Raw genomic sequence first — 19960 nt, 5'->3', positions numbered from 1 at the left:
ATCGACGGAACCGGAGTGTGTCGATTATAAGCCAGATAGAACCAGCTCCATCAAGCCGCCCAGCCTTTGGAGCGCTCGACCGCGCGGCCCCACAATCCCATCAGTTCGGCGCGCCGCTCGGCGCTCATCTGCGGCGAAAAGCGCCGCTCGCAAGCCCACTGGGCCGCCACTTCCTCGCGCGTGTCCCAGAAGCCGACCGCCAGCCCGGCCAGATAGGCCGCGCCCAGCGCCGTCGTTTCCGTCACCTGCGGCCGCACCACGGGCACGCCCAGCAGGTCGGCCTGGAACTGCATCAGCAGGTCGTTGCGGGCGGCGCCGCCGTCGGCCCGCACTTCCAGCAGCTCGATGGGGCGCTGCGGCGTGCGGGCGTCCTTCTGCATGGCCAGCATCAGCTCCGCGCTCTGGTAGGCGATGGCTTCGAGCGCGGCGCGCGCGATGTGGGCGCGGTTGCTGCCGCGCGTCAGGCCGACCAGCGCTCCGCGCGCGTACGGGTCCCAGTGCGGCGCGCCGAGGCCGACGAAGGCCGGCACCATGAACACGCCGCCGCTGTCGGGCACACTGACGGCCAGCGCCTCGACGTCGCTCGACTTGTCGATGATGCCCAGGCCGTCGCGCAGCCACTGCACGGTGGCGCCGCCCATGAAGACGCTGCCCTCGAGCAGATAGTCGGTCTCGCCGTCGACGCGCCAGCCCACCGTCGACAGCAGGCGGTTGCTGGACGCGACCGGGTGGCGGCCCGCGTTCATCAGCAAAAAGCATCCGGTGCCGTAGGTGTTCTTGACCATGCCGGGCCGGTGGCAGGCCTGGCCGAAAGTGGCGGCCTGCTGGTCGCCGGCGATGCCGGCCACGGGAATGGCGCCGCCGAACAGCGCCGCCTTGGTGTTGCCGACTTCTTCGCTCGACGACACCACCAGCGGCAGCATCGCCTCCGGGATGTCGAACAGGTCGAGCAAGTCCTGGTCCCAGCGCATCAGGTGTATGTTGAACAGCATGGTGCGCGCGGCGTTGCTGACGTCCGTGACGTGGACGCCGCACAGCTTCCACGCCAGCCAGCTGTCGATGGTGCCGAAGGCCAGCGCGCCATGGCGGGCCCGCTCGCGCGCGCAGGGCACGTGGTCGAGCAGCCATTTGACCTTGGTGGCGGAAAAATAGGCGTCCAGTTCCAGGCCGGTGGCGTCGGCGACGCGCCTGGCCTTGCCGTCGGCGCGCAGCTGCGCGCACAGGTCGGCGCCGCGGCGGTCTTGCCAGACGATGGCCGGCGCGATCGGCTCGCCCGTCTTGCGGTCCCACACGACGGTGGTCTCGCGCTGGTTGGCGATGCCGATGGCGCGTATCTGCTTGCTGTCGATGTGGCTGTCGTGCAGGACTTTGCGGGCCACCGAGAGCTGGCTGTTCCAGATGTCGTTGGGGTCGTGTTCGACCCAGCCCGGATGCGGGAAATGCTGGGGGAATTCCTGGGCCGCGCTGCCGCAGATCTGGCCGTCGTGGTCGAACAGGATGGCGCGCGAGCTGGTGGTGCCCTGGTCGAGCGCGAGTATGTATTTTTTCATCGGCGGGTCCCCGGTCGTCGCCACATTATAGATGTGCTACGTTCCGGTGGCGGCCGCGATCGATATAACGGCGTTGTCATCCGATCTCGATCTGGTTATTAGTTGAAGCAAGCCGATAGGCCGGATTTTGTTACGGCGCGGGCGAACCCGCGCTATGACAGCCATTCCTCTAGGCGCCGAATTACTCCGGCGCTCAAGCTTCCTACCCGCACGCTCCGCGAGCAGCATCATCGCGTGCCTATTTGGAATTGCACCAGGTGGAGGTTACCGCGTTTCACCGTAACTTAATACGCTCGTCTCTGTGGCCCTATTCCTCGCCTTATACCCTGGGCTTGCGCTTGCGGCTTTCAGCGGACGGCCGTTAACCGTCACCCCGCTCTATGGAGTCCGGACCTTCCTCCCGCCAGGCATTACGCGCTGGCCAGCGGCTGTCTGGCTTGCTTCGAGGCGTATTGTACCGCGCCGCGCCGGCCGCAGGGGGAAAAGCGCCGCGCCGGCCGCCGTCGAATCTGAAATTTGGTGTCGCCATTTCAAAAGCCGGTGCCGGCGCCGCGTTTTAGAATGATGCCAGCCCGGCGATCACCGCTCCCTCTTCCATCACGAAGGTTAGACCCATGACCCACCCTACCCGCACCGGCGGCCAGATCCTGGTCGATGCCCTGAAAATCCACGGCGTCGACACCGCCTTCGGCGTGCCCGGCGAAAGCTACCTCGACGTGCTCGACGCGCTGCACGATTCGGCGATCCGCTTCATCATCAACCGCCAGGAGGGCGGCGCCGCCTTCATGGCCGACGCCTACGGCAAGATGACGGGCCGGCCCGGCATCTGCTTCGTCACCCGCGGCCCCGGCGCGACCAACGCCTCGATCGGCGTCCACACGGCCTACCAGGATTCGACGCCGATGATCCTCTTCATCGGCCAGGTCGGCAACGACTTCGCCGACCGCGAGGCCTTCCAGGAAATCGACTACCGCCGCATGTACGGCCAGATGGCCAAGTGGGTGGCGCAGATCGACCGCGCCGACCGCATCCCCGAATACCTGGCGCGCGCCTTCCAGGTCGCCACCAGCGGCCGTCCCGGTCCGGTGGTGCTGGCGCTGCCGGAGGACATGCTGATCTCGACGGCCGCCGTGGCCGATACGCGCCGCTATCAGCCGGTGCAGGCGTCGCCGTCGGCCGCGCAAATGGCGCGGCTGCGCGAGATGCTGGCCGGCGCCCAACGCCCGCTGCTGCTGCTGGGCGGCGGCGGCTGGAACGCCCAAGCCTGCGCCGACGTGCAGCGCTACGCCGAGGACAACCACCTGCCGGTGGCGTGCGCGTTCCGCTTCCAGGACCTGCTCGACAACGCGCACCCGAATTATGTCGGCGACGTCGGCATCGGCATCAACCCGAAACTGGCCGCGCGCGTGCGCGACGCCGACGTCATCATCGCCATCGGCCCGCGCCTGGGCGAGATGACCACAGGCGGCTATACGTTGATTGCATCGCCGGTGCCCGCGCAGCGCCTGATCCACATCCACGCCGACGCCGAGGAACTGGGCAGCGTCTACCAGGCCGAGTTGATGATTAACAGCGGCATGGCGCAGGCGGCGGCGATGCTGGCCGCGCTGGCGCCGGTCGACGCCGGCGCCTGGCGCGACTCGGTGGCGCAGGCCAGGGCCGAACTGCTGGCCTATCAGGAGCAGCCGCCCATCTTCCAGGACGGCCAGGCGCCGCTCGACCTGTGGCAGGTGGTGCAGCAGATCCGCAAGCTGGCGCCGGCCGACGCCATCATCACCAACGGCGCCGGCAACTACGCCACGTGGGCGCACCGCTTCCACCGCTACGGCGGCATGCGCACGCAGCTGGCGCCGACCAGCGGCGCGATGGGTTACGGCGTGCCGGCCGGCGTGGCCGCCAAGATCATCGCGCCGCAGCTCACCGTCATCACCTTCGCCGGCGACGGCGAGTACATGATGAACGGCCAGGAGCTGGCCACGGCCGTGCAGTACAAGGCGGGCGTGGTCATCATCGTTTTCAACAACGGCATGTTCGGCACCATCCGCATGCACCAGGAGCGCGACTATCCCGGCCGCGTGTCCGGCACGCAGCTGCACAACCCCGACTTCGCGGCGCTGGCCGTGGCCTACGGCGCGCACGGCGAAGTGGTGACGGCGACCGAACAATTCGGCCCGGCGCTGGAACGCGCGCTGGCGCACGCCAACGGCACGCAGCTGCCGGCGTTGATCGAACTGCGCTACGACGGCAACCTGATTACGCCGGGTGCGACGCTGGAAACGATACGCAAGAACGCCGAGGCGGCGCGCGCGGCGAAGTAAGACCGGGCGAAAAATAAAAACGGGCCGGCCGCGTGATGCGGCCGGCCCGTTTTTTCAGCGCGCGGCCATCGCCGCGCCGCCGCCCAACATACTATTTATATTATTTATATTGTTTACATGTGGACGTCAGGCCTGCGGCGCGCCATCCGGCTGGCCCGGCGGCGCGACCGGCTTGTGCTCCGGGCAAGCTTTGCAGGCGGCCGCCTTGCGGCCGAAATCGCCGATCCTGGCCAGCCGCATCGGCACTTGCGCGTCGCCGCAATAGCCGCCGTCGAGCGTCAGCAGCTGGGCGTCGGCCGACAGCTTGCCGCTGATGGTGCGCTCCTCGCCGTCGGGCGGCTTGACGGTGAAGTAAAGCTGGCGGCCGCGCGGGTCGATGTTGACGTCGCTGGCCACCACCGGCCAGCTCAAGCCGCCGGCGGTGTATTCATAAATCACGGTGTCGACTTCGTTGAAGCGTTGCAGCGTGATGCGCTGGCCGCCGAATTCGCCGCTGTCGCCGTTGACGCACAAGTCGGAATAGACGGCCATGCCGTAGCGCGGCAGGCCGGCGGCGGGTTTGCGCGCCAGCTGGGGCGCGGCGATGGCGGCGATCGCCGCGCAGGAGGCCAGCAGGATCAGCAGCGCCGCCGCCAGGCGGCCGTTCGGTCGGGAAAATGTCATCGAAGCCGTTTCATGTCTGGGTGGTGCATTGAGCGCGGGATGCGACAAGGCCCGGCGCTGCAAGCAGGACCGGGCCTCGTGATCGCGCCAGCCGCTTGCGCGGCCGGTGCGGCTTCTGCTTCCCTTGAACGGGAATTAGAAGGTGTGCTTCATACCGATGTTGACGGCCTTGTCGCCCGTGCCGGCTTCGGTGTTGTTACCAACGGTGTAGCCAGCGCCGTTCTTGTTCTTGATCTTGGCGTAAGCGACGTAGGTGCTGGTGCGCTTCGACAGGGCATACGAGTAGCCGATACCGTACTGGTCGGCATCCTGGTTGAACGAGGTCTTGTCGTTCTTGCGCAGGTAGGACGCCATCACGGTGCCCGACTGGCCGACTGGCACGGTGGTACCGATCAGCAGGTCGTTGCTGTCCACGCTGGCGGCGAAGGCGCTGCCATATGGCTTGGCGGTGGTGTTGTACAGAGGGGCGCTGTTGAAGCCCTTGTCCGAACCGAACATGAAGTAAGCCTTGGCGACGCTGAAGTCGTAGTTGGCGGCGAACAGCACGTTGCGGCCGATATCGTGGCTGGACGCGACGATGGCTGGCGCGACGACGGTGTTGTTGCTGGTGTCGCTGTTCTTGTTGTTGTAGACCAGGCGCGCGTTCAGCGGACCGTTGGCGTAGGCCAGGCCCAGGCCGAATTGACGGCCGGCGCTGTTGTTGCCAGCCTGCTCGCCCAGCGAGTACATGGCGTCGCCCGAGAAGCCGTTGATTTTCGGCGACGAGTAGACGACGGCGTTGTTCGCGCGGATTTCAGCGCCGGCAACTGGGAACAGGTTTTTCGCGGTGCCAGCGTAGCCGGCGCCGAACGGGTCACCCACTTGCTGGATGGCGTTGTACAGCATGGTGTACTGACGACCCAGCGTGATGGTGCCGGCGTCTTTGCTGCTCAGGCCCACATACGATTGGCGGTTGAACGCCTGGCCGGCCGAATCCTGCGAGCCGGTGTCGATCAGTACGCCTTCTTCCAGCACGAAGACGGCCGACAGACCGCCGCCCAGATCTTCCGTACCCTTGAAGCCCAGACGGGAAGCCGACGACACGCCGCCGGTCAGTTTGGTGACGGAACCAGCCGCACCGCCGCGCTCGCTGACAACAGCGGCGTCGAGCAGGCCATAGATGGTGACGTTCGATTGAGCCATGGCGACGTTGCTCAGGGCGCCCAGAGCTGCGATGGTGATCAGAGATTTTTTCATTATGTTTTTCCTTCAGTTGTGTTGCATAAAAAAGTAAAGCCAGTGCGACGGCGACCACTTCGGCGCCCGTCGATGCCTCTCGGACATCGCCTCCCGCCGTGAGGGCAAACTCTCCCCGTTTGCCACCACGCGTTCCCGCCGGGGGAACGCGCTCACCGCAGGCGCGGCCGATCCGGTCAGTGCCGGCTTGATACGGGCGCGTACTCGCATGTGCGGGTGTTGCCTGGCACATGCCCGCGCGCCGAAGGCGGCACTATACTGACCGTTTGCATATCCATCAAGGTTATTTGCCATCCGGAAACAGCAGGGAAGCACCGTTTTGGACACCCTTGCACCACATTGGACTTGCAAAAAAACAGCATTTTACTGCATTGCAATATTTCCTGCAAAGCCAGTCACCAGCTCGTTATTACACATCTGCATGATGATCTACCGCAAACATTCCCGTGACGGGGTTTGATGCACATCGACGTTTACCAGCACATCAATGCAGAACTCGGTGGAAATAGCCATATTGCTATTTTCAACATCACGTTATACAGGGTTATACCGCTATTTCACCGATCTAAAACTTATTCGTGCGCGGCATGAAATTGCCCCATTTAATTTCTTGACAGTAAGGAAAATACGGAATCGCGGATCTTTCATAGGGAGAATCCGCAATGTTGAAAAATTTTCATGCGGCTTATGCCACCGTTTTGCACCATATCGCAGCGCAACATTGTGACAAAAAAAAGACAGGGCACCGTTGCGTGAATGCGACAAAGTCGCGGCAACGGTGCGCTGTCGGGCGCCGCCGGCGGGCCGCTGAGCGGCCGCCGGACGTGGGGAAATGCGCGCGAACGGCGCGGAAAAGCGGGACCGGCTCAGCCGGCCGACTGCCGGTCCACGCGGCGGGCGCCGTCGTCGGCCGCGATGCCGCGCGCCGTGTGGCTGGACGCGAGCGCCAGGCGCAGCGGGGCGTCGGCCGCGCGGCCGCGCGCCACGCCGTGGGCCGGTTCGGCCAGCTGGAACACGGTAACGAGCTGGGCCAGCGCGCTGGCCTGGTCCTGCATGCTTTGCGAGGCCGCCGTCGCTTCCTCGACCAGGGCGGCGTTCTGCTGGGTCACGGCGTCCATCTGGGCGATGGCGACGTTGACTTGCTCGATGCCGGCGCTCTGCTCGCGGCCGGCGGCCGTGATCTCGCCCATGATGTCGGTCACGCGGCGCACCGAGACGACGACGTCTTCCATGGTCGCGCCGGCCTGCTCGACGAGCTTGCTGCCATTGCCGACCTGCTCGACCGAATTGCCGATCAGGGTCTTGATTTCCTTGGCGGCGGCGGCCGAGCGCTGGGCCAGGTTGCGCACCTCGGAGGCGACGACGGCGAAGCCGCGGCCCTGCTCACCGGCCCGGGCCGCCTCGACGGCCGCGTTCAGCGCCAGGATATTGGTCTGGAAGGCGATGCCGTCGATGACGCCGATGATGTCGACGATCTTGCGCGCCGAGGCGTTGATCGAGCCCATGGTGTCGACCACCTGCGACACCACCAGGCCGCCCTTCTGGGCGATCTCGGAGGCGGACAGGGCCAGCTGGTTGGCCTGGCGCGCGCTGTCGGCGTTTTGCTTGACGGCCGAGGTCAGCTGCTCCATCGACGCCGCCGTCTCTTCCAGCGAACTGGCTTGCTGCTCGGTGCGGGCCGACAGGTCGAGGTTGCCGGCGACGATCTGGTCCGACGCGCTGGCGATGGTGTCGGTGGCGCCGCGCACCTGGCCGACGATGTCGGCAAGGCTGTCGCGCATGGTTTTCATGGCGAACAGCAGGCTGGCGCGGTCGTTCGGCGCCGTGCGCACCTCGACCGACAGCTCGCCGGCGGCGATGCGGCCGGCGATTTCGACCGCGTAGTCGGGCTCGCCGCCCAGGCGCTTGACCAGCCAGGCCGTGATGACCGTGGCGGCCAGCGCGCCGAGCGCGACGCTGGCCGCCAGCAGCGCGATGATCCACAGCCGCGACGAGGCATAGCGCTCGTCGCCGCTGCGGGCCGCTTCGATGCCGCCGTCGCCATACAGCTTGACGAGCTTGTCGACCTGGCCGCGCAGCGACACGATCAGCTTGTTCGACTCGGCGCGGATCAGCGTCTTGGCGGTGGCGTCGTCATTGACGCGGGCGGCGGCGCGGATTTTGCCGTCCTCCACCATATAACGTTCCCACATCGACTGGAAGTCGCCGTACAGCGCCTTTTCCTCGGGCGTCGAGATCAGCTTTTGGATCTCGGCCTGCATCTTGGCCAGGTCGGCCAGGTCGTTGGCGATGACCTTGTCATACTTGTCCATCTCGACCTGGTCGTCGGAGATGATGTATTGCAGTTCGCGGGTGCGCACGCGGGCGATCTGCGATTTGATATCCTGCACCGCGCGCATGCTCGGCATCCAGCGCGCCGACAGCTCGGTGGCCGTGCGGTTGACGCCGGCCAGCTGCACGATCGAAAACACGCCGACGGCGGTGGTGAGTATCAGTACCGAGGCGAACGCCAGGCCGAGCTTGGTAGCCAGCCGCAGGTCATGTAGCCATTTCATAGTTTATCCTTGTTGCATAGTGAGAGAGCGCCGGCCCGCGCCGACGGGGCGGCGGGCGGCAAAGCGCGGCAAGCGCGGAAAGCGGAGCGCTCAGGCGGCCAGCTTGGCCATCAGGCCCATGTCGTCGGACGACATCAGGCGGTCGATGTCGACCAGGACCAGCATACGGTCTTCGATGGTGCCCAGGCCGACCAGGTAATCGGTGCTCATGGCGCCGCCCATGTCGGGCGCCGGCTTGATCTGGTCCGCCGTCAGCGTAATCACGTCGGACACGCGGTCGACCACCATGCCGATGGTGCGGCCGCCGATATTCAAGATAATCACCACGGTCAGATGGTCGTAGGTCGGCTCGCCGAGCTCGAACTTGATGCGCATGTCGATGATAGGCACGATGATGCCGCGCAAATTGACGACGCCCTTGACGTACGGCACGGCGTTGGCCATGCGCGTCACGGCTTCGTAGGCGCGGATTTCCTGCACCTTTTGAATGTCGATCCCATATTCTTCCTGTCCCAGCTGAAAAGCCAGGAATTCCGACGCGCCGACGTGCGCATCGGCCGTCGCGTGCGCTGCTGTCAAAGTCAGTGCCATCTAAATTACTCCGTTAGTTTTTCCATGAGGCAAGATTCTATCGCAACGCAATATTTTTTGCAGAAAGGAAAGCTTATAGACTTTTAAATAAGAAATAATGACCAAAAGTTAGCAAATACATCTTCACTAAATTACCGTTTGTAGAGTGTAAACCGGTGTTTTTCCAATTCTGTCCTAAACAGAATAAAACACAGCTTTTCATGCCCTTCACATCATTTTATGCAGAAACAATTAACTTTTTACTTCGACATAAAAGTAATAAGCATTCCTATCAAAAGATAGTTTTGCATAGTATTGACGAAAAATCGATGCCTGAGCAAACTTGTTTTCACTATGGGCGGGGCGTCGACGGCGGCCGCGGCGCGCCTGCTGCAACGCAGCATCGACGCCGGCCGGCCGCCTTAAAACGGTGTAACATTGCGCACTAGTATTGCCATACGGAAATTTATTGGAGCTTTGCATGCACCCGACCACCGCCACTTCCTCCCCGATTTTCATCCTGCCCGCCAACCTGAAATGGGGCGACGACCTGGCCCGCGTGATCGCCATCGTGCGTCATCATTTCGACGATTTCAACGGCAACGGCTTCTATCCCCACCCCCGCGAGGAGAGTCTGCAACGCGAGTTGCTGGCCGTGCCGGCGCTGGCCGGACTGGCGCGCGCCATCGGCGCCAGCGGCGCGCGCGGCCTGGCCATCACCGGCCTCGGACTGGGCGCGCTAGCCGAGGCCGACCGCAACGCCGTGCTGTATGCGATCGCGCTCACGCGCGGCTTCCCGACGTCGACCGACCAGCGCACCGGCCGCGTCGCGTGGGACGTGCGGGCCCGCCCGGCCCACGAAGCGCAGTCGCGCTTCACCACGTTTTCCGAGCGCGTCGGCGGCGCCGACATGCACACCGACTCCTCCTTCTATCCCATGCCGGAGGAACAATTCATGCTGTACGTGGTGAAGGCGGCGCGCTGCCAGGGCGGCGCCTCGCTGCTGATCGACGTCGACGACATCGTCCGCGCGCTGGCCCGCAGCGCCGCCGGGCGCGCCGCGTTCACGCTGCTGTGCGCCGCCTCGGTGCCGTTCCGCGTGCCGTCGGTGTACGCGGCCAGCGACGAGCAGCTGGAATACCATCTGGCGCCGGTGTTCCACCGGCCCGACGGCGAAGACGGCGGCTGGGCCATGCGCTGGCGCTACGACTCGATCTGCAAGGGCCTGGCGGCGCGGCCGGACCTGGGCAGCGCGCCGCTGCGGGCCGCGCTGGAACTGGTCAATGAACTGGTCGAGTACAGCGCGCCGCGTTTCTCGCACCGGCTGCCCGACGACACGCTGCTGTGGGCCGACAACCACCGCACGCTGCACGGCCGCTCGCCCTACACCGACGCGGCGCGCCACCTGATCCGGATCCGCATGTCGAACACGCCGAACGCGCGCCGCGTCGGACCGTCGGGCATCGCCGCCGATTGACGCGCCGCAGCGCTAGCGGTTCACGGCCCGTTTCAGCACCCGCATGAAGCGGCCCAGCAGCGGCAGCTTTTCATACAGCTCCTCGGCCGCGTCCCAGTAATCGCGGTGCAGCAGCACCAGGCCGTCGGCGTCGAAGCGCACGTGGGTGGCGCCGCGTATCACCTGCGGCGTGCCGGCCCAGCGCCGGAAACGGAACTGCATCTCCCACGCCAAAAAAGCGTCCGCGCCCTGGGCCATGCGCGTGGTGACGATGAAGCGCGGTTCCAGCAGCTGCGCGAACATGTGCTCGAACACGCGCCGGATCGCGGCCAGTCCGCGCACATCGTTGAACGGGTCCTTGAAGCGCGCGTCGAAGGCGTAGATGTGGTCGAGCCGGGCCAGCGACTGCGGCGTCAGCGTCTCGTAGAAGCGCACCAGCCGCAGCAAGGCCGCGTCGTCGTCCCGGTTCATCGTCATGTCCGTCATCCGATTCATAGTTTGGTCACCTTTCGCACCAGCCAGAAATAACAACGATACGGCAGCAGCCGCATCACCCGCATCACATTGGTAAATCGCTTGGGAAAATGGATGTGGAAGGCGCCGCGCTCGATGCCGCGCACCAGCTGCCGCGCGGCGGCCTGCGGCGACATCAGGGCCGGCATGGCGAAGTCGTTGGCCGCCGTCAGCGGCGTGTCGACGAAGCCCGGATTGATTTGATAGACCGCGATCCCGCGCCCATGCAAATCGCAGTACAGCGACTCGCACAAATTGATCAGGGCCGCCTTGGTCGGACCGTAGGCCAGCGCCTTCGGCAAGCCGCCGTAACCGGCCACCGACGACACGATGCCGATGCCGCCCGCGCCCTGCCGCAACAGCAGCGGCAGCAGCAGGTCGAGGCAGTTGCAGACGCCGCGCAGATTCAGGTCGATCATGCGGTTGGCCGCGACCAGGTCGAAGCTGTCGGCGCGCATTTCGTTGTAGCCGCCGGCGACGATCAGCACCAGGTCGAGGCGCGGCCAGCGCGCCATGATCCGGTCGCGCGCGCGCACGATGGTGGCGTGGTCGGTGACGTCGAGCGCCACCGCCTGCGCCTGCGGCTGGCCCACGATCATCGCGTCGAGCAGCCGCTGGCGCCGCGCCGACACCGCCACGTGCGCGCCCCGCTCCATCAGCAGCCGGGCGACGGCCGCGCCGATGCCGGTGGAGGCGCCGATGATCCACACGTGGCGGCCGCGCCAGTCGTCCACCTTGGGATTCATCACGGCGCGCCGTCCTCGTCGCCGCGGCGGTTGAACGCCACCGTCAGGCTGCCCAGGCTAAAGCCGAACTTGCTCATCGCGGCGCGGTTCAGCATCACGCGGTCGTCGATCAGGTACAGCCAGTCGTCGAAATCGAGATTATAGGTTTTGCCGTCGGACGGCACCATCAGCACGTAGCTGAGCCGCATCGCATTGCCGGCGACGACCACGCTGGCCTCGCCCACCACGTCCGGCGCCGTGCCGGTGTAGTGGCCGGGCGCGGTTTTGCGCAACGTCCAGACCCTGTGCTGCCGGCTGCCGTCGGCGTAGCGGAAGTCCTCATCCAGCGTGCCGGTGCCGCCCTGCCAGTGACCGTGCATCAGCACCGTGAAGCGCTTGGCGACCTTGCCGCCGCGGTCCTGGAACATGCCGTGCGCGTCCAGCGTGCCGTTGAAATAATGTTCGATGTCGAGCGCCGGCGTTTGCTGCGCATAGAATTCCGGCGCCACCGGCGACGAACAGGCGCCCAGCAGCAGCGCGGCGGCGGCCAGTGCGGCGTGGGTTTTAAAAGTAATCATGGCGGTTCCTGGATCGGTCGATTATTCGGATACATATCATCGGATGCATATCAGCAGTCGCGCAGCGGCGCGCGCCACAACAGCAGCGCCGCCAGCAGTTTCAAGGCGCACGGCAGCAGCGCATACGCGGCCGACAGCGCCGCCACGCCGTGCTGGGTGCCGGGCGCGTAGCCGTACCATTGCAGCAGCGGCAGCGCGATGCCCGCCGCCAACGCCAGGTTCATTTGCACGCCCCAGTTCCACCAGCCGAAATACGCCGCTTCGCGTTTGCCGCTGTCGCCGGCCTGCGCGATCACGCCGGCCAGCAGGGCCGGCGGCAGCGCCAGGTCGGCGCCCAGCGCCGCGCCGGACAGCGCGCAGATGAGGCCATACCCGGCCGCGTCGCCGGCGCCCAGCGCGGCGGCCCACACGAACGCGCCGGCCGCCAGCAGCATCGCCGCCAGCCAGGCGCGCGCTTCACCGATGCGCTGCGCCAGCGCCGCCCACGCCGCCATCGACGCCGCCGCGCAGGCGAAGTACAGCACCAGGAAGGCGCCGGCATAGGCACCCAGCCGCAAACGGTCCTGCACGAAAAACAGGAACAGCGTGGCCGGAATCGCCGCCGCCACGCCGTTCAACATCAGCACCGCGTACAGGGAGCGGAAGCGCGCCACGCGCCAGGGCGCCAGCAAGGACGACGCCGGCGCGACGCGCGGCCGTGCGGCTGGCGGCGACGGGCTGCGGGCCGGCTTGGGCGCGCGCGCCAGCAGGCCGGCCGCGCCGACCAGCAACGCGATGGCGAAGGCCAGCGACAACGCGTCATAGCCGTAGGCGCTGGCCAGGGCGGCCGCCAGCATCACGCCGAGCAGGCCGCAGCCTTCGCGCGCGGCCGTCACGCGCGCGCGCGGGCCTGCTTGCTGGGTCAGCGCCGCGCCCCAGCTCTGGTGCGCGATCGTCGCCAGGCCGAAGCCGAAATACACCAGCAGCAGCGACAGCGAAAACCATCCCAGCGCCGCCGCGCCGGCCAGCGCCGGCGGGTGGAACAGCGCGCCGAAGCCGAGCAGCAGCGGCGCCAGCGACCACGCCACGCAGGCGCCGTAACCGCGGCCGCCGCGCGCCAGGCGGCGTTCCATCCACCAGCCCAGCGCCGGATCGATCAGGGCCGACACCAGCCGCGCCGCCAGCAGCACGGCACCGATCGCGGCCAGCGTCAGGCCGCTGCGCAGGGCGTAAAACTGCGGCACATAGACATAGATCGGCAGCGCCACCATCGCCAGCGGCAAACCGAACTGGCCGTACCACAGCAGGCCGCCGCGCGACAGCGCCGGCGCTGCCGGCGGCGCGATGGCCGGCGACTTTATTGGCGACCTCGCGGGCGACTTCATTAGCAATTTCATCGGCAATTTCATCGGCAATTTCATCGGCGACCTCGCTGGCGCCTTCATGGCGACGGCGCAGCGTCGCGCAGCAAGGCGGTCCGCAGGTCGCCGTCGGTGCTGGCCGGGTCCAGCCAGATGCCGAAGAAGGCGCGCGCGAACGCGGGGTCCGGCACCTCGCCCAGCGGCCGGCCGTCGAGATAAAACCGGGTGCCGGCGCCGGGACTATAGACGCCGCTGATATGCATCCCTTCCGTCACATCGGGGAAGATGGCGCGCATCGCTTGCAGCCACGCGGCGCGCTGGGCCTCGCTGCCAGCGCCGATTTTGCGCATCTGGTCGGCGCTGGCGTCGGCGATCTTGCGGCCGTTGAGCGTACGCGCATAACGCAGGTCGAGCACGAACGGCGCCGCGTCCGGCGCGGCGCCCCGATAGCCCTGCGGCCCCACCCACAACTGGGCCTGATATATCGTCAGGCCGAACCAGGTGTACACGCCCTGCCCGGCCAGCCGCGCGTCCGGCAGCTGCTGCGCGATCAGCGCCGGCGCGGACGCGGTGGACGACGCCGACGCTGATGCCGACGCCGTGGCCGATGCCGGCGCGGCCTGCGCTACGGCGGCCGCCAGCGCCAGCAGCGCCGCCCCTCCCCATGCCTGCGCGCGGCGCCGCATGGTCAGCTTTTCACCAGCGTGAACTGCATGACGTCGGTATTGCCGGCGCGGAAAGCCGCTTCGCAATAGGCCAGATAGAATTCCCACGTCAGCATGAAGGCGCGGTCGAAGCCTTGCGCCTCGACCTCGGCGCGGCGCGCGTGGAAGGCCGCGCGCCACTGGCGCAGCGTCTCCGCGTAGTCCATGCCGAAACTGAATTCGTCTTCCACGCACAGGCCGTGCAGCGCGGCGCGCAGGCGGAAGGCCGACGGCGACGGCAGCATCCCGCCCGGGAAAATATACTGCTGGATGAAATCGCTGCCCTTGCGATAGCGGCCGAACAGCGCGTCGTCGATGACGATGGTCTGGACGCAGGCGCGCCCGCCGCGTTTCAGGTTGCGCGCCAGGCAGTCGAAGTAGCTGTCCCAATAACGCTCGCCGACGGCCTCGAACATTTCAATCGAGGCGATGGCGTCGTACTGGCCGTTGCAGTCGCGGTAGTCGCGCAATTGCAGGTGCGCCTCGTTGGCGAAGCCGGCGTCGGCGACGCGCCGCTGCGCGTAGTCGAGCTGCTCTTGCGACAGGGTCAGGCCGGTGACGTGGGCTTGGGCCTCGCGCACGGCCGTCTCGGCGAATCCGCCCCAGCCGCAGCCGATTTCCAGCACCAGCGCATCGGGCTGCAAGCGCAGCTGCGCGATGATGCGGCGGTACTTGGCCATCTGCGCCAGTTGCAAATCGCCGCCATCTTCGGGACGGAAAATACCGGCCGAATACGTCATAGTCGGGTCCAGCCACAATTGATAAAAGGCGTTGCCGATGTCGTAGTGGGCGTGGATGTTTTTGCGGCTGCCGGCGCGCGAATTGCGGTTCAGCAGATGCTTGAGGCGATACAGCAGGCTGCCCCACCAGCTGCCGTAGACCAGCGACTCGATCTGCTCGCGGTTGCGTACCAACAGCTCGATCAGCGCCGGCAGATTGTCGGTGCTCCAGTCGCCGGCGATGAAGGAGGAGGCGAAGCCGATGTCGCCCGAACGCAGCGCGGCGCCGCACAGGTTCCAGTTTTTCAGTTCCAGCGCGACCGGCGCGGAGCCGTCGCCGAAAGTTCGGCAAGCGCCGTCCGGCATCGTCAGCCGCAGCGCGCCGTGCTTCAGGCAAGCCAGCATCCTCAAGATGATCCGGGCGGCGCCGGGCAGGCTGTCATGGTCCGCGTGGGCGGCGTGGGATGCGTGGGATGTGCGCGTGAGCGCTTGCAGGGAATCGGACGTCATCGGCTAACCTTTTGTTGTGGTGGCGTGGGTTTGGAAAAGAAGGGGACGCGCCGCAGCCAAAGCCGCAGCGCCTGAAGATGGATGCGGACCATGACGCCGACCGTCATCAGCGGATAAGTGAAGAAGGCGCGCGCGACGGCGCGGTCGCCGATGGCGGCGCCGTCGCCGGACCAACTCGTTTGCAGCAGCGCGCCGTCGGCGTCGGCGTAGGCGATGCTGGCCAGCGTGCGCTCGTGCCGGCGCTGCGCGCGCACGAAGCGGAAGCGGTACTCGCCCAGTACCGCGCAGAACGGCGAGACGTGGAAGATTTTTTTGGCCCGCAGCTCGGCGCCGGAGGCGATCGCCGCGCCGCTGTCGAGCAGATAGAAATGGCGCTCGCCGAAGGTGTTGCGGACGTCGCACAGCACCGCGCGCAGGGCGCCGTCGCGGCGGTGGCAAAACCAGAACGAAACGGGATTGAACACATAGCCCAGCACGCGCGGCATGGTCTGCAACCAGATTTCGCCGTCGGCGTCGCGCACGCCTTCGGCCGCCAGCAGGCCGTCTATCCATTGCAGCAGGGGCTGGCGGCCGTCGCCATGATCGCTGTCGCGGAAGGACAGCAGATTGCGGCCGTTGCGCGACATCAGGCGCGCGTCGAAATCGCGCTCGCCCATGCTGCGCAAGGGCAGCCGCAAAAAATAGACGCCGTACTGGAAGGCGTGGACCACGGGCCGCAGGCGCTTGTGGCGCACCTGGCCGAAGCACAGCTGCGGCACGGCCGCCACGTGGCGCGGCTGCGGCGCAGGTGACTCAAGCGGATCAAGCGGCATGGCGCACCTCGCCCCTGGCGATCAAGGCGTCGGCCACGCGCAAGCCCGATTTCAAACCGTCTTCGTGGAAGCCGTAACCGGTCCACGCGCCGGCGAACCAGGTGTGGCCGCGGCCCTGTAATGCCGGCAGGCGGCGCTGCGCGGCCACGGCGGCCGCGTCGAACACCGGATGGGCATAGTCGAACCGGCCCAGCACCGTGGCCGGATCGGGCGCGGTGATGGGATTGAGCGAGACGATCACCGGCTGCGTGAACGGCAGTACCTGCAGCTGGTTGATGAGGTAATGCACGCAGACGCGCGGATCGTCGCCGCCGCTGCCCTGGTAATTCCAGGCCGACCAGGCCTTGCGCCTGGCGGGCAGGCAGCTGGTATCGGTGTGCAGCACGGCGCGGTTGGGCTGGTAGCGCACGCTCGCCAGCAGCGCGCGCTCCTCGTCGCCGGCATCGGCCAGCAGCGCCAGCGACTGGTCGCTGTGACAGGCCAGCACCACTTCATCGTACTGTGCCTCGCCGTCGGCCGTCACCACGCCGACCGCGCGCGCGCCGCCCCGGCCGTGGCGGATCACGGCCAGCACCGGGCTGGCCAGGCGCCGCTCCGGTATGCCCAGCAGCAGTTGCTCGACATAGTTGCGCGAGCCGCCGGCGACGCTGCGCCATTGCGGCCGGCCGCTCACCTGCAACAGGCCATGGTTGTGGCAGAAACGCACGAAAGTCGACAGCGGAAAGGCCAGCATCTGCTCGGCCGGGCAGGACCAGATGCAAGCCGCCATCGGCAGCAGATACCAGTGGCGGAACTGGGCGCCGTAGCCGTGCCGGTCGAGATAGTCGCCCAGCGTGGGGCCGGGCTCCGCTGCCGATGCCGGGCCGGTCAGCGCGAGCGCGCTGGCGGCGCGATTAAAGCGCAAAATATCACGCAACATGCGCAAAAACGGCAGGCTGACCAGATTGCGGCGCTGTGTGAAGACTTGATCGAGATTGCCGCCGGCCCATTCCAGCATGCGGCCGCCGACGGGCAGCTTGACCGAGAACGTCATTTCGCTGGCGGTGCTCTGTACGCCCAGTTCCTGGAACAGCGCCGTCAACTCGGGATAGGTGTGGTGATTAAAGACTAAAAAACCGGTGTCGAAGCCGTGCGTGATGCCGTCGAAGGTGACATCGACGGTGTGGCTGTGGCCGCCAAAATAGTCGTCGGCCTCATATAAAACCACGTCATGGCCGGCCCGGACCAGCCGGTGCGCGCAAGCGAGGCCGGAAATTCCGGCGCCTACAACAGCTATTTTCATTATTTTTCACCTTTTTCCGGCTTATTTTGTCCTGGACACAATCGATGCAAGACAGAGAATCAAGTCATTACTCAAGGATGTCAAGCCAGTGTCGTGGACAAGCTTCCTTATGGGGACTTATACGCAGCGCGACGCCATTTGGATGCATAACTTTCTCGTGCGAAACGAATGTAGAATGCAGGTCGCATCATGGGAGACTGATCCCGGATGCGCGACCAGCACGCAACCGTGTCGCATTTGCGCCTACCCCAGACCCGTAGACGCCCTAGGCTGATGAAAACTGAACCTTTTTCCTTGTCTGTTGACAGTACGATAAGCAGCACGATTAGCGACGTTGAGCGCGATATCGGCGTGGCCAAGGAAACCCTGCGCGTGTGGGAACGGCGCTACGACTTCCCGCAGCCGCTGCGCGACCCGCACGGCGAACGGATTTATCCGGTCGAACAGGTGCGCAAGCTTCGCTTGGTCAAGCGCCTGCTCGACCTCGGCTTCCGGCCCGGCAAGGTGATCCAGTTCAGCGCCGAACAGCTGCAAAAGATGGCCGAGCACGCCGCCGGCGCCCGCAGCCAGCGCACCTCGCCGCCGGCTTCGCTGCAACCGTATTTACAGATGTGCAAGGCGCACGAGATGGAAGCGCTGCGCCGCAAGCTGTCGCAGGCGCTGCTGGTGATGGGCTTGAAAAGCTTCGTCACCGACCTGGCCGCGCCGCTGACCGAGCTGGTCGGCGAAGCCTGGGCCAGCGGCCAGCTGGCCGTCTTCGAAGAACACTTGTATACAGAGTCGCTGACGATGGTGTTGCGTAGCGCGATATTCTCCGTGCCGCAGGCCAACGCCAACCACGGCGCGCCGCGCGTGCTGCTGACCACCCTGCCCCAGGAGCGCCACGGCCTGGGCCTGCTGATGGCCGAAGCGCTGTGCGTGGTCGACGGCACCCACTGCATTTCGCTGGGCGTGCAAACGCCGCTGCTCGACATCGTCGACGCGGCGCGGGCCCAGCGCATCGACGTCGTCGCCCTGTCGTTCTCGGCGGCCATGAATCCGCGCCACGCGCTCGACGGCCTGGCCGCGCTGCGCTCGCGCCTGCCGCCCTCGGTGCAACTGTGGGCCGGCGGCGACTGCGCGGCGCTGAAACGGCGCACGCCGCCCAGCGTGCAGGTGCTGGAACTGACCGACATCAGCGGCGCCATCGCCGCCTGGCGCGCCCGCGCGGCGCTGGCCGCCGACGCCCAGCCCTGACGCGGCCGGCCCGGTCCGACTTGAGCGCACCCAGCTGACCCCGGCTGAGGCGGCGACGCAGTCGCGCTCTGGTAAAATACCGGCAATTCCCCGTGTCCGGCGCTGTCGGACCTCAGCTTGAAGCGTCCTCAACCACACACCCATGTTCAGTTTCTTCAAGAAAAAACCCGCTCCCGACCTCCCGCCTGCGCCGGCCCCCTCCGGCGCCGCCACCGCGCTTCCGTCCACGCCGACCACGGCCAACCTGAGCGACACCACCGGCATCGATCCGGCGGCGCTGCAAGAACCGGCCCAAAAACTATCGTGGATGACGCGCCTGAAGGCCGGCCTGTCCAAGACCTCGGCCAATCTGTCGGTGCTGTTCGTCGGCGCCAAGATCGACGACGACCTGTATGACGAGCTGGAGGCGGCGCTGCTGATGGCTGACGCCGGCATGGACGCCACCCTGTTCCTGCTCGACGCCCTCAAACTGAAGGTCAAGGAAGACAAGCTGCTCGACGCCGCCGCCGTCAAGGCCGCGCTGAAGGTGTTGATGATAGACCTGCTGACGCCGCTGCAACGCCCGTTCGAGCTGGGCCGTCACGCGCCCATGGTGATGATGATTTCCGGCGTCAACGGCGCCGGCAAGACCACCACCATCGGCAAGCTGGCCAAGCACTTGCAGGCCAACGGCCAGTCGGTGCTGCTGGCCGCCGGCGACACTTTCCGCGCCGCCGCCCGCGAACAGCTGATGGTCTGGGGCCAGCGCAACAACGTCACCGTGATTTCGCAAGCGTCCGGCGACCCGGCCGCCGTCTCCTTCGACGCCGTGCAGTCGGCCAAGGCGCGCGGCATCGACGTGGTCATGGTCGACACCGCCGGCCGCCTGCCGACCCAGCTGCACCTGATGGAAGAACTGAAAAAAGTCCAGCGCGTGATCGGCAAGGGCCTGGAGGGCGCGCCGCACGAAAAGCTGCTGGTGATCGACGGCAATACCGGGCAGAATGCGCTGGCGCAGGTGAAGGCTTTCGACGACGCGCTGGGATTGACCGGCCTCGTGATCACCAAGCTGGACGGCACGGCCAAGGGCGGCGTGCTGGCCGCCATCGCCCGCGCGCGGCCGGTGCCCGTGTATTTCATCGGCATCGGTGAAAAAATTGAGGATTTGCAGCCCTTCGTCGCGGCTGAATTTGTCGAAGCTTTGCTCGGATAAG

At 66.4% G+C, this 19960-nt stretch carries 17 protein-coding genes and 1 other RNA gene; 4 read left to right on the top strand and 14 right to left on the bottom strand.

Features of this window, described 5'->3' with window-relative positions:
• Positions 1-50: 50 nt before the first annotated feature.
• Together glpK and rnpB are read right to left on the bottom strand one after the other, a co-directional pair.
• Positions 51-1550 (bottom strand): glycerol kinase GlpK, encoded by a 1500-nt coding sequence (glpK, locus tag Q0S71_RS19640; RefSeq protein ID WP_295999629.1) that lies wholly within the window; start codon positions 1548-1550, stop codon positions 51-53.
• A gap of 100 nt (positions 1551-1650) precedes the next feature.
• Positions 1651-1994: RNase P RNA component class A (rnpB, locus tag Q0S71_RS19635), an RNA gene on the bottom strand.
• A 170-nt stretch (positions 1995-2164) separates the two neighbouring features.
• On the opposite strand from rnpB, the gene Q0S71_RS19630 reads away from it, so the two are divergent.
• On the top strand, positions 2165-3868 hold the full coding sequence (locus tag Q0S71_RS19630) for a thiamine pyrophosphate-binding protein (RefSeq protein ID WP_295999627.1): 1704 nt from the start codon (positions 2165-2167) through the stop codon (positions 3866-3868).
• A 126-nt stretch (positions 3869-3994) separates the two neighbouring features.
• On the opposite strand, the gene Q0S71_RS19625 is transcribed toward Q0S71_RS19630, so the two are convergent.
• The 4 genes from Q0S71_RS19625 to Q0S71_RS19610 form a co-directional block, all read right to left on the bottom strand.
• Complete coding sequence (locus tag Q0S71_RS19625) at positions 3995-4531, bottom strand: hypothetical protein (protein WP_295999625.1); 537 nt, start codon at positions 4529-4531, stop codon at positions 3995-3997.
• 135 nt (positions 4532-4666) lie between these two features.
• On the bottom strand, positions 4667-5767 hold the full coding sequence (locus Q0S71_RS19620; RefSeq protein ID WP_295999624.1) for a porin: 1101 nt from the start codon (positions 5765-5767) through the stop codon (positions 4667-4669).
• Positions 5768-6633: 866 nt separating this feature from the next.
• Positions 6634-8322: a methyl-accepting chemotaxis protein gene (locus Q0S71_RS19615; protein ID WP_295999622.1), complete on the bottom strand. Its 1689-nt coding sequence runs from the start codon at positions 8320-8322 to the stop codon at positions 6634-6636.
• A 90-nt stretch (positions 8323-8412) separates the two neighbouring features.
• Entirely contained in the window at positions 8413-8913 is a 501-nt protein-coding gene (locus Q0S71_RS19610; RefSeq protein ID WP_295999620.1) for a chemotaxis protein CheW, read from the bottom strand.
• Between the two features lie 460 nt (positions 8914-9373).
• Between Q0S71_RS19610 and Q0S71_RS19605 the strand changes: the two genes are divergently transcribed.
• Entirely contained in the window at positions 9374-10369 is a 996-nt protein-coding gene (locus tag Q0S71_RS19605) for a TauD/TfdA family dioxygenase (RefSeq protein WP_295999618.1), read from the top strand.
• 12 nt (positions 10370-10381) lie between these two features.
• Here the strand turns inward: Q0S71_RS19605 and Q0S71_RS19600 are convergent, their stop codons facing one another.
• Genes Q0S71_RS19600 through Q0S71_RS19565 form a run of 8 tightly spaced genes read right to left on the bottom strand, consistent with a single transcriptional unit; the run spans position 10382 to position 17531 of the window.
• The gene (locus tag Q0S71_RS19600) at positions 10382-10843 is read right to left on the bottom strand and encodes a nuclear transport factor 2 family protein (RefSeq protein ID WP_295999616.1); all 462 of its coding nucleotides are present in this window, start codon (positions 10841-10843) and stop codon (positions 10382-10384) included.
• On the bottom strand, positions 10840-11607 hold the full coding sequence (locus Q0S71_RS19595) for an SDR family NAD(P)-dependent oxidoreductase (protein WP_295999615.1): 768 nt from the start codon (positions 11605-11607) through the stop codon (positions 10840-10842). The genes Q0S71_RS19600 and Q0S71_RS19595 overlap by 4 nt, the downstream gene beginning before the upstream one ends.
• On the bottom strand, positions 11607-12164 hold the full coding sequence (locus tag Q0S71_RS19590; RefSeq protein ID WP_295999614.1) for a DUF3833 domain-containing protein: 558 nt from the start codon (positions 12162-12164) through the stop codon (positions 11607-11609). The genes Q0S71_RS19595 and Q0S71_RS19590 overlap by 1 nt, the downstream gene beginning before the upstream one ends.
• 50 nt (positions 12165-12214) lie before the next feature.
• Positions 12215-13540, bottom strand: coding sequence for an MFS transporter (locus tag Q0S71_RS19585; protein WP_295999613.1), 1326 nt, complete (start codon positions 13538-13540; stop codon positions 12215-12217).
• Positions 13541-13584: 44 nt separating this feature from the next.
• Positions 13585-14190 (bottom strand): chalcone isomerase family protein, encoded by a 606-nt coding sequence (locus Q0S71_RS19580; protein ID WP_295999610.1) that lies wholly within the window; start codon positions 14188-14190, stop codon positions 13585-13587.
• Between the two features lie 2 nt (positions 14191-14192).
• Positions 14193-15437: a cyclopropane-fatty-acyl-phospholipid synthase family protein gene (locus Q0S71_RS19575; protein WP_295999608.1), complete on the bottom strand. Its 1245-nt coding sequence runs from the start codon at positions 15435-15437 to the stop codon at positions 14193-14195.
• Complete coding sequence (locus Q0S71_RS19570) at positions 15434-16249, bottom strand: DUF1365 domain-containing protein (RefSeq protein ID WP_295999607.1); 816 nt, start codon at positions 16247-16249, stop codon at positions 15434-15436. Before Q0S71_RS19570 ends, Q0S71_RS19575 begins: the two co-directional genes overlap by 4 nt.
• Entirely contained in the window at positions 16239-17531 is a 1293-nt protein-coding gene (locus tag Q0S71_RS19565; RefSeq protein WP_295999605.1) for an NAD(P)/FAD-dependent oxidoreductase, read from the bottom strand. Before Q0S71_RS19565 ends, Q0S71_RS19570 begins: the two co-directional genes overlap by 11 nt.
• Positions 17532-17825: 294 nt before the next feature.
• On the opposite strand from Q0S71_RS19565, the gene Q0S71_RS19560 reads away from it, so the two are divergent.
• Both Q0S71_RS19560 and ftsY read left to right on the top strand, forming a co-directional pair.
• Positions 17826-18767, top strand: a complete 942-nt coding sequence (locus Q0S71_RS19560; protein WP_295999600.1) for a MerR family transcriptional regulator — start codon at positions 17826-17828, stop codon at positions 18765-18767.
• 142 nt (positions 18768-18909) lie between these two features.
• The gene (gene ftsY / locus Q0S71_RS19555) at positions 18910-19959 is read left to right on the top strand and encodes a signal recognition particle-docking protein FtsY (protein WP_295999598.1); all 1050 of its coding nucleotides are present in this window, start codon (positions 18910-18912) and stop codon (positions 19957-19959) included.
• Position 19960 lies beyond the last annotated feature (1 nt).

The organism is Rugamonas sp. (assembly GCF_025354735.1).
In the GTDB taxonomy this organism is placed as follows: Bacteria; Pseudomonadota; Gammaproteobacteria; order Burkholderiales; family Burkholderiaceae_D; genus Rugamonas.
Note: the sequence above shows the minus strand (reverse complement) of the source record. Positions and strands in the feature narration are given on the sequence as shown.